This is a genomic window from Pseudoalteromonas sp. MMG022, from assembly GCF_021654245.1.
GTDB classification, from domain to species: Bacteria; Pseudomonadota; Gammaproteobacteria; order Enterobacterales; family Alteromonadaceae; genus Pseudoalteromonas; species Pseudoalteromonas amylolytica.
This window is the reverse complement of record NZ_JAKFZQ010000006.1, coordinates 106976-120329: the sequence shown is the minus strand read 5'-3', so window position 1 is coordinate 120329 and position 13354 is coordinate 106976. Positions and strand designations below refer to the sequence as shown.

The 13354-nt window shown below is 43.4% G+C and carries 15 protein-coding genes; 5 read left to right on the top strand and 10 right to left on the bottom strand.

All coding sequences use genetic code 11. The features are described 5' to 3' along the window. Positions 1-92: 92 nt before the first annotated feature. The gene (locus L1070_RS07600) at positions 93-1049 is read left to right on the top strand and encodes a hypothetical protein (protein ID WP_070985737.1); all 957 of its coding nucleotides are present in this window, start codon (positions 93-95) and stop codon (positions 1047-1049) included. Between the two features lie 50 nt (positions 1050-1099). Here the strand turns inward: L1070_RS07600 and L1070_RS07595 are convergent, their stop codons facing one another. The 6 genes from L1070_RS07595 to proB all read right to left on the bottom strand — a co-directional run bounded on the left by L1070_RS07595 (position 1100) and on the right by proB (position 7416). Next, entirely contained in the window at positions 1100-2329 is a 1230-nt protein-coding gene (locus tag L1070_RS07595; protein ID WP_237125084.1) for a DEAD/DEAH box helicase, read from the bottom strand. Between the two features lie 78 nt (positions 2330-2407). Further along, positions 2408-3100 (bottom strand): DUF3581 family protein, encoded by a 693-nt coding sequence (locus L1070_RS07590; protein ID WP_237125082.1) that lies wholly within the window; start codon positions 3098-3100, stop codon positions 2408-2410. A gap of 142 nt (positions 3101-3242) precedes the next feature. Continuing rightward, positions 3243-4727: a glutamate--tRNA ligase gene (gene gltX, locus L1070_RS07585; protein WP_237125081.1), complete on the bottom strand. Its 1485-nt coding sequence runs from the start codon at positions 4725-4727 to the stop codon at positions 3243-3245. A 97-nt stretch (positions 4728-4824) separates the two neighbouring features. Then, positions 4825-5190, bottom strand: coding sequence for a glutaredoxin (locus L1070_RS07580; RefSeq protein ID WP_237125080.1), 366 nt, complete (start codon positions 5188-5190; stop codon positions 4825-4827). Positions 5191-5236: 46 nt separating this feature from the next. Next, on the bottom strand, positions 5237-6235 hold the full coding sequence (locus tag L1070_RS07575; RefSeq protein ID WP_070985742.1) for a GGDEF domain-containing protein: 999 nt from the start codon (positions 6233-6235) through the stop codon (positions 5237-5239). A gap of 77 nt (positions 6236-6312) precedes the next feature. Continuing rightward, positions 6313-7416: a glutamate 5-kinase gene (gene proB, locus L1070_RS07570; RefSeq protein ID WP_237125166.1), complete on the bottom strand. Its 1104-nt coding sequence runs from the start codon at positions 7414-7416 to the stop codon at positions 6313-6315. Positions 7417-7628: 212 nt separating this feature from the next. On the opposite strand from proB, the gene L1070_RS07565 reads away from it, so the two are divergent. Continuing rightward, the gene (locus tag L1070_RS07565) at positions 7629-7844 is read left to right on the top strand and encodes a hypothetical protein (RefSeq protein WP_070985744.1); all 216 of its coding nucleotides are present in this window, start codon (positions 7629-7631) and stop codon (positions 7842-7844) included. A gap of 3 nt (positions 7845-7847) precedes the next feature. Here L1070_RS07565 and L1070_RS07560 read toward each other — a convergent pair whose 3' ends face one another. Further along, positions 7848-8348: a DUF1543 domain-containing protein gene (locus L1070_RS07560; RefSeq protein WP_237125079.1), complete on the bottom strand. Its 501-nt coding sequence runs from the start codon at positions 8346-8348 to the stop codon at positions 7848-7850. 108 nt (positions 8349-8456) lie between these two features. On the opposite strand from L1070_RS07560, the gene L1070_RS07555 reads away from it, so the two are divergent. Beyond that, positions 8457-10097 (top strand): amidohydrolase, encoded by a 1641-nt coding sequence (locus tag L1070_RS07555; RefSeq protein WP_237125078.1) that lies wholly within the window; start codon positions 8457-8459, stop codon positions 10095-10097. 19 nt (positions 10098-10116) lie between these two features. On the opposite strand, the gene L1070_RS07550 is transcribed toward L1070_RS07555, so the two are convergent. Next, the gene (locus L1070_RS07550) at positions 10117-10332 is read right to left on the bottom strand and encodes a YgjV family protein (protein ID WP_070985747.1); all 216 of its coding nucleotides are present in this window, start codon (positions 10330-10332) and stop codon (positions 10117-10119) included. A gap of 246 nt (positions 10333-10578) precedes the next feature. Here L1070_RS07550 and L1070_RS07545 point away from each other — a divergent pair, with 246 nt between their 5' ends. Then, positions 10579-11235: a Crp/Fnr family transcriptional regulator gene (locus L1070_RS07545; protein ID WP_070985748.1), complete on the top strand. Its 657-nt coding sequence runs from the start codon at positions 10579-10581 to the stop codon at positions 11233-11235. A gap of 43 nt (positions 11236-11278) precedes the next feature. Here L1070_RS07545 and L1070_RS07540 read toward each other — a convergent pair whose 3' ends face one another. After that, positions 11279-11839: a phosphoribosyltransferase family protein gene (locus L1070_RS07540; protein WP_070985749.1), complete on the bottom strand. Its 561-nt coding sequence runs from the start codon at positions 11837-11839 to the stop codon at positions 11279-11281. Between the two features lie 330 nt (positions 11840-12169). Here L1070_RS07540 and L1070_RS07535 point away from each other — a divergent pair, with 330 nt between their 5' ends. Next, on the top strand, positions 12170-12550 hold the full coding sequence (locus L1070_RS07535) for a hypothetical protein (protein WP_237125077.1): 381 nt from the start codon (positions 12170-12172) through the stop codon (positions 12548-12550). Positions 12551-12563: 13 nt separating this feature from the next. Here L1070_RS07535 and L1070_RS07530 read toward each other — a convergent pair whose 3' ends face one another. Next, entirely contained in the window at positions 12564-13253 is a 690-nt protein-coding gene (locus tag L1070_RS07530) for a zeta toxin family protein (protein WP_070985751.1), read from the bottom strand. Positions 13254-13354: the final 101 nt, after the last annotated feature.

Sequence of the window (13354 nt, the reverse complement as noted above, 5' to 3'; positions counted from 1 at the left end):
ATTGAATAACTTTCACTATAAAAATCTATCTAGACGTCTAAATGGCTGCTATATTATCCTTTATCGACACACATTGAGCTGGGATGAGGATCATGGCGTTATCACTGCAAGAGAAAATATTAGACTCCAATCAGGGAGTATATTTAATCGGAACAACCCCACCAAAGGTGGGAACCGACACCACGAAACTAAAAAGCATTGCCACTAAACTGCTCGGTCGCTTACATGAAATTGAATATGACGGTGTAGTCATCTATGACATTCAAGACGAAAGTAGTCGCACACAAGCGCCACGCCCTTTTCCTTTTAAACATACAGTTGACCCGTGCGAATATTCTCAGCTGATCAGTGAACTGTCACAACTGGACGTCATCACTTACAAAAGTGTCGCGCAACGTGAAGCTTCTGAATTTAATAGCTGGTTAGATAACACCAAAGCACAATACGGCCTAAAAAACTTGGTTTTGGTAGGCAGCCCTTCATCTACTGGCGATATTAAACTCAGCCTGCCCGAGGCATATGCAGCACTTGCTGAACATCAGGAAGAGTTCTTCTTGGGTGGTGTTACCATTGCAGAGCGCCATGCCAGCAAACGCAATGAACATGAAAGGCTGCTGGAGAAAACCACACAAGGATGCGAGTTCTTTATCTCTCAAGCGGTATATAACGCACAAGCTACAGTTGATTTGATCACCAGCTACGCACGCTCATGTAAGCAACAAGGACTGACGCCCAAGCGTGTTATTTTAACGTTTACGCCATGTGGAGGTGAGAAAACGCTCGAGTTTATGCAGTGGCTGGGAATTTCTGTACCTGAAGCGACTAAATGGCGCATTTTAGATGCCGATAACTCATTGAGTGAATCTATTCGCATCTGCCGTGAAAACCTCGATCAGATCTTAAGAAGCTGTGCGCATTTAGATGTGCCGCTGGGTTTAAACATTGAGAGTTTAACAAACCGTAAAGAAGAGATTGACGCGTCAATCAATTTATATCGGCTTTTAAAAGCAACGATGGAACTCACACTTGCAGAAAAGCAAATTGCATAATAAAAAAAGCACTCAGTGCTTTTTTTTTATTTGTGATTTTAACTGGTAAGTTAACGGCGACGTGTTGAGCGTTTGTTTAAAATACGCTTTTTGTCCCTTTGCTTACGAGACTTGTTGGAGTTTTTGCGGTTATCTTTGGGCTCTTTGGTTAAATCAGGCTCATACCCTGGCAGCCACTGTGGTGTTAGTCGCTCGTCCAGCAACACTTCGATTTCTTCTAACAGCCACTGTTCATCGATACTCACTAAAGACATTGCGTAGCCGGTTTTTCCCGCGCGCCCCGTACGACCAATACGGTGAACATAATCCTCTGCAACATAAGGAAGCTCGGCATTAATCACGTAGTCTAAGTCAACTATGTCTAACCCTCTAGCTGCCACATCCGTTGCCACCAGCACACGTGTTTTACCACTTTTGAATTGCTCTAGCGCTTTGTCTCTCGCCCCCTGAGACTTATCGCCATGAATTGCAAGGGTCGCCAACCCATCTTTGTTGAGTTCCTTCGCGAGGCTATCCGCCATATTTTTGGTACGAGTGAATACCAACACCTGCTGCCAGTTGTTTTTGCCAATCAAGTGCGACATCAGTTCACGCTTTCTGTCTTCATCCACAGCGTAAAAGACTTGCTCCACCTGCTGTGCTGCGCTGTTCTCTTTGTCAATGCTTACGCGTTTAGGGTCATTGAGCCACTGTTTTACTAAGCTTTGTACCTGCTCATCTATGGTGGCAGAAAAGAGCAAAGTTTGTCTCTGTGCTGGTAAATGGCGCATGATACGTTTGATTTCGCCAATAAAACCCATATCTAAAATTCTATCCGCTTCATCAAAAACCAGATGTTCTACCTGCGCAAGTGATAGCGTGCCTTTAATCAAATGATCAAGTAAACGGCCCGGTGTCGCCACAACCACATCCGAACCCGCTTTTAATGCCTTCTCTTGAGGCCCGATATTTGCCCCGCCATACAAACAGACCATTTTTAAAGCTGTACACTGTGCATAGCTTTGAGCACTTTGGGCGACTTGTTGCGCCAGCTCGCGGGTTGGTGTCACTACCAACGCCCTAACGGTTCCTTGGCGCTCGGGACTGGCCAGCAAACGCTCTAAAATTGGCAACATAAAAGCCGCAGTTTTACCGGTTCCCGTTTGCGCAGTCGCGACTAAATCATGCCCCGCTAATACTGCTGGTATACATTGTGTTTGTACGGGGGTTGGCGCTGTGAAATTGAGTTTGTTAAGCGCTTGAGCAAGTTCGCCGCAAAGAGATAAAGCTTGGAATGACATGGATAAACCGGATATAAACGAAGATGCTTGGCAGTATAACAAAAGCGCGCTTGGGATGCGCGCTTTAGCTGTGAGTGATTACAAAGTGACTTTTCTATCGTTGTAATAGTCAATCAAACCATCAACCATCTCTTGGCAATAGTCTCGAATACCCGATACTACCATGTGCTTTTCACCATAACCCACCTTTTGACCCTCACTGAGCAGGTTAAAGCGCAAGATGATCTTGCCTCGTTTCCCTTCGTAATCAAATTCGGGTGTCGCTGCTTCCAAGTCTAACGTCTTTACATCTAGTTTATCTAAATGAATAGCCATTGACTCATAAATTACCATGGGGCGAGCTGGGTTAATCATAACCTGCTTTTGTGCCATAAGTGGAATGATGACATGAGGAAAGGTTGTGCCTGAAAATTCAACATAGTTCTTGGTCAAACTATCTACCAGTGTTTGGCACAGATTGTTTTCACCCTCTCTTTTTACCGATAGCATGACCTTGTCATTAGAGGTAATGTCAAATGAATCACTTCCAGCCGGAAAGTCTAACCGTGATGTTTCATCAACCATACCAGCAAATGTAAAGTGCATATTTTCGCTAACACCATACTTTGCCAATACCAGTGCAAACAATAAGTCTCCTGGTACACAAAACTTTTTCGCATCGACATCATGCAAAGGATTAAAATCATCAGCCACACGCTTGGCAAACTCACTGCCTTGCTCACGACTGATCACAACTTGATCACCATCTTGCTGGAAAAATTGACTTAACATAGACCTTTTCTTTCACGACTAAAAACCGCGCTATGTTAACAGAATATAGCTTGTTAGAGGTCATATCTGTTTAATTTTCTGCATAATAAAAAAGCCACAATAACCGAATTGTGGCTTTTATTATTAATATCAGATAGTTAAATTAGTCTTGAGGAAAATCTCGATATGCTTTCTCAAGCTTCTTAGCCTGCTTTTTAGACACGCCAATGTGTGCTAATGCAACGCGTAAGCGAGCACGAGACAGGTCCGAACCTAAAATTTCCATCGCATCAACCACTGATGTTGAAGACTGTTTACCAGTAATCGCAACAAAGATTGGCTCTAAGAAATCTTTTATCTTCAATTCGTGGAAGTTAGCAACCGCTTTCGCTGTTGCGAAAATTTCCGACTTATTCCAGCTACGAAGCCCTTCTAACTGCCAAATAAAGAACTGTAGTGCTTGGCGAACCGTTTCTTCATCCGCTTTACCTGCTGTCAGTAACGCTGGATCATAGTCAGGTTGACCTGATACAAAGTGCCCTGCCAAGTCCACCAAATCAGACAATGTATTAATACGCGCCTTCGCTTCTGGAAGAATGCGAGCTAATGTTTGTGCATTAAACTTCCAATCCACAAAACGTTGAATAAGCTCTTCATCTGAAAGGTTTTCGCGGATCCACAACCCGTTTAACCAGCTTAGTTTGTCTACATCAAATACTGGGCCACCAAGTGATACACGCTTCATATCAAAGTGTTCAATCATCTCAGCTAAGGTGAATTTTTCGCGCTCATCAGGCATTGACCAACCCATGCGGCCCAAGTAGTTTAAGACTGCTTCAGGTAAGAAACCCATCTCTTTATAGTAGTTGATTGAGGTTGGGTTTTTACGCTTAGACAGCTTTGACTTGTCTGGGTTGCGTAATAACGGTAAGTGACCCAACACAGGTGGCTCCCAACCAAAATCTTCGTATAACTTTAATAATTTAGGTGCTGAGTTGATCCATTCTTCACCTCGGAAGATATGGCTTATCTGCATATGGTGGTCATCAACCACGTTCGCTAAGAAATAGGTCGGAAACCCATCCGCTTTGAGCAATACTTGCATGTCAACGTTTTCCCATGGGATCTCAATCTCGCCACGTAGATAATCATTGAACTTAAAAGTACCTTCGCTTGGAATTTTCATGCGAATTACATACGGCTTGCCGGCAGCTAAGTTTTCTTTAACCTGTTCTTCGCTCAGTAATAAACCACGACCGTCATATTTTGGGCGTAAGCCTTCAGCCATTTGCTGTTCGCGCATTTCATCCAGCTCTTCAGCCGTTGCGAAACAATAAAACGCCTTACCTTGCTCAACGAGCTGATGGGCATACTTTTTGTAAAGCTCACTACGTTCTGATTGACGATAAGGACCAAACTCACCACCCACATCTGGACCGTGATCCCAGTTCAATCCTAACCAGCGTAAGCTATCCATGATCGCCTGCTCTGATTCTTGTGTACTGCGTACCTGATCGGTATCTTCGATACGTAAAACAAACTCGCCACCTTGCTGCTTAGCAAAACAGTAGTTAAAAAGGGCAATATAAGCGGTACCTAAATGCGGATCACCTGTGGGTGAGGGGGCAACACGAGTACGGATAGTCATGGTGTTTCTCTTTAAATATCTGACAATAGATTATGGGCGGCTATGCTAGCATAACCGCGGGGTATCTCAAACGCTCTACGACGTTTGCAAGTGTAAATTATGCGGCCTTTTCAAGCTTTTCGAGGTAGCTAACAATATCGCTAGATTCATACAGCCACCGTACATTGCTGCCTTGTTCAATGCGCAGACAAGGTACCTTGATCTTTCCGCCATGTTCCGCCAACTCTTGACGAAATTGCGCATTATTTTTAGCATCCCGTGTTTCGATTTTTAAGCCTTCGCGTTTAATCGCTCGACGTACTTTGACGCAAAATGGACAGGCGTGGAATTGATATAATTTTAGTTGCGCAGTTTGCTCATCGAGCTTTTGCTGTGCGTCCTCTGGGCGTTTTTTGCTACGGGGTGTAAAAATAAAGTCCAAAAGTAGAATAATTCGACCCAAAAACCAACGTACAAATTTCATGCTCGCTCCCATTTATTAAAGTTAATGGGCGCTATATTAACACAGGCTAAAACAATTCAATATCACCTGAATGATGGTTATTTTGTTTATCTTTTAAGCTCGAATATGCGGTCACTTTATTGCGGCCATCTTGCTTAGATTGGTAGAGCGCTCTGTCTGCTCGATTAACAAAATCAGCAACCTGCGCAGCATCTTTTAATTCAACAAATCCCATACTAATTGTTACTTTTCCCACCTGAGGAAACCGAGTGTCGGCTATCAAGGCGCGTACACCATCTAGTTTAGCCATGGCTTTAGCTTCGTGTTCACACGGAAATACTATTGCAAACTCTTCGCCACCATAACGAAAAACGTAGTCTCCCGCCCGAAAGTTACTTTTTAGTAACTGTGCAACCAGTAATATCACCTCGTCACCGATGACGTGACCATAATTGTCATTAACATGTTTAAATAAGTCGATGTCCGCGATAGCCATATACCAATGGAGCTGCTGCTTGCTCTCACGAACCAGCCATGCTTCTTTTCCCGAAGCGATATCAATGATTTTTTCATCAAAGGTCTGACGGTTCAATAACTGTGTTAATGGGTCCATACGTGCGTATTGTAGTGTCGCCAATTGATGCACATATACATTAAGAATGTGATTGAGTACCGAGTACCCAGAAGTCGGAATGATAGATTGATTGTGAAGCACTAAAAACCCCAGCACCAACCCTTGATATCTCACGGGCAGCACTTGTATGTGTGCTAAATTAAGTAGCTGCACGTCCTGATTTAGTTTCCGTAGACGCTCTAACAATGGCGGCACGTCAACTTCCAATAAGGCTGTTTTATTTTCATCGCAAAGCTGCTTACCTGTTGATGCTAGCGTTAAACAAGGTGTTTGCTGTACAGAAAGGCTTTTACTGAAGTAAAAGGCAAATATACCGGAATCACCCAATAGCTGATTTAATGTATTGGCTAAGCAGCTATCTAAAGTGTGTTCACTATTTTGCGAAATCAGCCCTATAGTCCATTCATAGCCACACGATGATATTTTTTCCATCTGCAACCTTGTTGTTGTACACAGTAGCTTAAGTCTAGCGTAACTCGCTCATTTTGCATGTGATTAACCGTACAGATTTATAGCAAAACCATATCATCACGATGGATAACCACACTCGATGCTTTGTAACCAAGTGCCGATGCAATATCTAAACTATGACAACCTTTAATGGTATCGAGCTCTCGCTCCGAAAATCCACATAATCCTTTTGCTATCACTTGTCCTTGGCTGTCAGTCACGGTGATTAGATCTCCCCGAACAAAGCTGCCTGATACGCCTACCACGCCTTTGGCTAATAAGCTGGCACCTTGGCGTGCAATAGCTAGGCATGCACCGTTATCAATAATCACGGTACCAGTGGATTTTGGTGCCGATAATAACCACTTTTTCCGCCCCTCTAGCGGTGCGTCAAAACGCATGAACGTCGTGCTGAGTGCTTCTTTGCTCATGATTTTTAGAACAATATCCGCTTCACTCCCCTTTGCTATCACAGTTTCGATCCCCGCGCGCTGTGCGATATCTGCCGCTTGTAACTTGGTTGCCATACCACCGGTTCCAAGTGATGTGCCACTGTCACCGGCTAACGCTCTCAACTCATCATCAATTTTATGGACCTGAGCAATTAACTCGGCCTGGGGATTTTTGCGAGGATCGGCGGTGAACAGCCCTACTTGGTCAGTTAACAATACCAGCTTGTTAGCATTCGCTAAGATGGCGACCATGGCAGATAGATTGTCATTGTCTCCTACTTTTATTTCGCTGGTTGCAACCGCGTCATTTTCGTTGATGATAGGAATGACTTGGTGTTTTAATAATTGCGTCAACGTATCTCTGGCTGTTAAATAACGCTCCCTATGTTCCACATCCGCACGGGTTAACAACATTTGTGCCACTGGAATATCATAAAGTGCGAACAAACTCTGCCACAGGTGAATTAACTGCCCTTGACCGATGGCTGCCAACATTTGTTTCTCTGAGATTGAATCCCCCACCGGTTGGGCTAGCTGAGAGCGACCCGCAGCGACTGCGCCACTTGATACCAATACAATTTGATGACCTTGCTGCTTGAGCGTTGCACATTGTCGCACCAGTTCCACCATACGGGGTTTGTTGAGGTGAATATCACCCGCTGTGAGCACACTAGTTCCTAATTTTATGATGATTGTTTGCTGCCCCATAATCCCACTCTCAGAAATAAAAAATCAGTTATATCAGAGCCGGGCAAAGGCACAAGCAAATTTTGTTCATAAAGACACAAAGTGCTAGAATCGCGCGCTAAACAACGATTGTCACTCATCCATAGAATGCGTGTTCAATCATTGAACAAAGTCATGATCACCATCAACAATGTGAGTGCAAATCACTGTCATAGTGGCAAGTAGGAGATTGATTAATGAAAACACACTCGAAACGAAAAGAACTCATCATGTTGCCGCTACTACTGATCACCATAGTGTTATGCATAGGTGGGCACTATATTTTACAACCGAATTATCAAGACAGTTCTATCGCTGAATATGCATTGGCTGCTCTACCGTTTTTAATGTTTGCGGTGGTGCTTGTCGCCATTAAACTGGCGATTAAGGCCGACAAGCAAGAAGACGAGTGATCATTATAAAATGTGATAGCCAAACCAATCAGGTGTTATAGGCTGGCTTTTACCACTTGGAGTAAGGGCAATAAAATACTGTTGGTCCACTAAATCTATCGCAAAACAGTCATCTACATCATGTAGGTTGTCTTTATGTAGATGACTCATACCGCTGAGCAAACTTGCTTTAGCCTTTTCTTTTGCTTCATATTCACTTTGTGCCACAAACAAGGCAAAGTCATGTTGTTCCGCTAAGCGCTCTGGAACATAAGCCCCCAGATTCACAAAGTACAGTTTTTGCTGTTGCTTTGGTTGCTCAGTCACTAGGCTGACCTCATAACCATCCGCATGTTCGATAACAGCGTATGAATCCATATGAACGGCCGATTTATCGCCAACCCACTGCGCTTTTAGCTTTTGATAGCAATCTTCAATCTTTTCCCCAACAACAAAACGCACATCGTGCATCTCGATATGGCAACCCGCTACGCGACCACCCAAGTAAACCATAAATAACTTCATTCCAGTCCCTTAATGTAGAACAAAAACCAATAATATCATTATTTTGAGTCAAAGCTAAAACTACGCTAAGGTGAGTTACAAAAATAACAATCGACATGGACTAAGCCTATGAAACTTTTAGTAAGCCTGAGTGTTTTGCTTTGTAGCCTGATGGTACAGGCTAAAACAACCATGATCCACAATGTCCAAGGTTACACACCGACCAAACAAGGATCCGTAGAGTCATTTTCAGTATTGGTGTTTAAAGATGGCAAGGTTATCAAAACAGGAGATGACAATACCCTAAAGCAGTTTCCAAACGCGGTGAGAATAGACGGTAAAGGAAAAACACTGCTGCCAGGGCTTGTAGATGCACATGGTCATATCATCGGCCTTGGAAATAACCTGATGCGACTTGATGTACGCGGCAGCAAAACGGTTGCTGAAGTAGGTAAGCGTCTTCGCGAATACGCAAAGCAAGCACCCGAGGGCTGGATATTAGGTCGAGGCTGGGATCAAACGTTGTGGCCAGAAAAAGGGTTTCCAACCGCAGCGGATCTAGACCGTTATGTTAAAGATCGCCCTGTTGTGCTCACCCGCGTCGATGGTCACGCGATTTGGGTTAACTCAAAGGCGATGCAACTTGCGGGTATCAATACGCAAACTCAAGCCCCTGCTGGCGGTGAAATTTTACGTCTAGCAAACAATAAACCCAGTGGCATATTCATCGACAAAGCGGAACAGCTGGTCAATACACACATTCCTCCTATGAGTGACGAGCAAAGACAACGGGCCCTGAATAAGGCGGGTGAACATCTATTGGGTTTGGGTATCACCTCTGCACATGATGCGGGTATCGCGTATAAAACATGGCAACTATACCAACAGCGTGCTGAGCAACACACACTCCCTATTCGTATTTACGCAATGCTCAGCGCGGCCGACCCGCACTTAGCAAAGATGTTAGGGCAAGGCGTCATTAAAGATAAAGATGATTTTCTGTCTATGCGTAGTGTGAAAATCTATGCAGATGGTGCATTAGGCAGTCGTGGCGCAGCATTGCTAGATGACTACCATGATAGAGCTGGTTATCAAGGTTTGATGCTGGAAACGCAAAACCAGCTTGAAAACCTGTTGAAGCAAAGTTTCTCCAGTGGTTATAGCGCTCATACTCACGCCATTGGTGATAGAGCAAACCGTATCGTGCTCGATAGCTATGAGAAAATATTCAAACAAGTGGGCGGTAAACTACTGCGTAACCGCATTGAGCACGCACAAATTGTTCACCCAGACGATATCCCACGCTTTAAAGCACTTGCCATTATCCCTTCAATGCAGCCTATTCATGCAACATCGGATATGCATATGGCCGAACAGCGCTTAGACGAACAGCAATTACGAGGTGCCTACGCGTGGCAAACATTCTTAAAACAGGGCAGTAAAATAGCGGCAGGTTCCGACTTTCCGGTTGAGCTTGCCAACCCATTTCATGGTCTCCATGCTGCGATCACACGTATGTCGCGCACAAATCAGCCGGAAGGGGGATGGCGTGCTGCCGAGCGATTAAATAGAGAGCAAGCACTACGCGCATTTACGCTTGATGCGGCTTACGCTGCATTTCAAGAATATAAACTAGGTAGTTTAGAGCAAGGTAAATGGGCAGACTTTATTTTACTGGATCAAGATTACTTCAAAGTGCCGATATCGCAAATAGATGATATTCAGGTTTTACAGACTTGGCTGGCAGGTAGCTTAGTGTATCAACGCTAAGCTAAAAGTGACATCGGGCTTAGCATGCCCGATGTAGCTTATACAAGTGATATAGATTGACCACTGCTAAAAGGCCATTTGTAAAAGCAACTGGCCACGCCTCAATCATCACACCATAAACGGTAAAACATACACACCCGGTTAGGTTAAACCAACGCAATTTAACCACATTACTCATCATTAACGAGATAACCAAAAAAACAGAGGCAATATAGCCTAAATATTCCCAAGTCATTTGTTCTCTCCGGTCAGTTGAGTTAGCATAGTGGGTCGCGTAGTAACAATGTGTGTAAGATTAAGCCTAGAAGAAAAAAGCTAACCCACAAACCCCTTGAATTAGTACCCTAGTAAGCTCTAACACGGGATGGGGGCTAAACGAGGAAAACCTCAATAGCAGGTGTGAGTTAGCGTAAAAGCAATGTCTTCATGCTATCTTTATTCAATATTAATAAATAGGACAAATGTCCGAAGAGCCATCTAGATGTTTCAATATCATTTTTCGACGAACTTAGTGGAACAATTGCTTAGCTTTGCGGGCAACGCTTTTGTACACAACAAAAAAGACGTATTAATCCATCAAGACGAACCTTTAACTAAGCTAATTTTAGTCAGAAGTGGCACCGTATCATTTAGCTATGATGTGGGTAATGGCCGCCGTTTGCTGCTCGGGCAGCTGGATTGTAATAATACCTTGATCGGTGAAATTGAAGCCCTAAACAACCAACCTTGTATCTATACGGTCACTTGTTTAAGCGATGTACAATATAACCTAATTGAGCTGAAACATTGGCGCCAACTGTTACTTGATCAACCCGAATTAAGTTTATATACCGCACAAACCATTGCGGCAAAGTTTGCTGAGAACCAAAAAATCAACCTCGACAAATTGCTATTACCGCTTAGCTACAATATTGCTAAAGACTGTTTGTTACGCGCAGAAAACAACAACCCTACCCTGCTTCGCGCTTATCCTACGGTTAATGCGGAAGCTGAGCGCTTTGCCACAACCGAGCGTGCCTATCGACGTGTAGTGACTGAGTTAGTAGATAAAGGTTTGATTATCAGAAGTAGTGAAGGCCTAAAACCTGTAGATTTGGATGCGTTGGAAGAGTTTGTAGACAGCTTTGCACAAATTTAATGGCATGCGAATGGCTTGCCATTCGGCAAGCCATATATTTGGCTTACTTAAACAAATCCTGAATGTTGCTCAAGTCAGACTTGCCTTCAATAATTTCATCTGGTGTTAGGCCTGAAAGCTCATGTGGAAACACCAGCCACTCATCTGATTCGTGAATAAAGTAATCAGGTTTCATCGGCACTTTCGTATTTTTTGGCTTGTAGTATGGACAAGCTACGCGAATATCTTTTGGTAAATTGAGACGCATCAACTCCGCCAGCTTTTCTTTAAGCGCATAGATGCTACGGCCTGAGTCAAAAACATCATCCACTATCAGCAGTGAGTCACCCGCATTCGCGTTTTCTATGATGTAGTGAAGCCCATGTACTTTAATTTCTTTCGATTGCTTACCAATGCCGTAATAGGATGACGTGCGTACCGCGATATGATCGGTTTCTATTCCTTTGTAGTCGTAGTACTCTTGTACCGCTATACCAATGGGTGCACCACCACGCCAAATACCAATAATAAAATCAGGACGAAACCCATCTTCATAGACTTGCGCTGCAACGCGAAATGAATCTTCCAATAGTTGCTGTGCAGTGATATAGCACTTATCTGACATACAAAAAACCCCGTGAGAACCAAATAATATCGTGTGTTATCTGCTGCGAGCCAGTTACCTTAAGGGTATAAACCAGTTAACGCAGCTTAAGTAATAACCGCTTATTTTAGCGTAGATAAATAAAAAATGCTTGTGTTGATGTATTGGCTAATGAAAAGATAATGCGCAATTGCATCTAAACGCATATGAATGGCGTACAGCGCAGACATGACAGGCCCCAAATAAGGCTTTTTGGCGTTTAACACACTATAAAAATCAATTAACTGACTCTATATATCGGTATTGATGATAACGTCGCTCTATTATGAGATTGTTGTTTAAGGAATTAATATGGCTGAATTAAAGGATAGAATCGTACACGAAGAAGAGCTGATCCATAGGCGACTTGGTTGGATGCTTGCTTTTCAAGGTTTTTTATTTGCTTCTTACTCTAAAGTGTTTTCAGGAAGCTTAACACTAGATGCTCAGCTTGCAATAGTCTTGCCGGCGGTTGGTCTGGCCAGCGCCCTGTTGACCCTGTCGGGCATCGCAGGTGCATACATCAGTATTGGTGCCGAACGAAACAAACAGCAAGCACATCAGCCTTCTGCACCTGCTTCACAAGTAACTGATTTTGGTGCCGGTGGCTGGGCTAAATATTTGGGCAGACTCAACGCATTTGGCCTACCTGTAATTCTCTCAAGCGCTTGGTTATACTTACTGTGGTTTTGACAATGAAAAAATTTTAACGTGGAGCAAACTCGCTTTGCTCCACTTCATTGACGACAAAATGCTTTTTATATCGAATCATCATGTTTTGCAATGCATTAAAGCGCTCATCAATGTATTTAATAGGCGTATATCTACCACCATCCCGTAGTGAGTTTTGCCGCTCGGCTCGCTGCTTTGCCAATTGTGAAGAGCATTGAATGTAATGGATGCGCAGCTCATATCCATATTGATTTACAATGACTTTGTAAAGTTCCAAATGCTGCTTAGGTGTAGAGCTATGCTCAAATACAATATTACACTTCATTTCCAACGCCCTCTGTAGCAACTCATAGCCAAGCACCCTGGCCACCAGCTCACATTTATGGAACGCCAGCTCGCTATCTACCTGCAACAGGTTTTGATAATAGGATAACTCTTTCATCAGCGCATCAAACGAAATAAGCAGATAACCTAAAAAGTCACCTTTTTTGCTTTGAATAAATGAGCTTTTTCCAGAAAAAGGAATACCTGATACAACCTCAAACATTGGAGTTTTTTGTTTGTGTTGGGTTTGTAGCTTTGCACAAATGAGAGCCTCAATTTCAGCTTCAGCTTGCCTATATGGCCAGTCTTGCTCACTAATATCGAGGTGTTCAAAAACCCGCGCTATGTCATTAAACTGGTAGCCTGTAATGCTGTACACAACTTGGTTTATCGAAAGCATTTCTCTGCCCTAAACATCCTGATGTCCTCAGCTAATGTAGCATAAACAAAATAATTGAAACAGCAGATAACCACAGCATGGGTTAAAGCGGATACTAAACA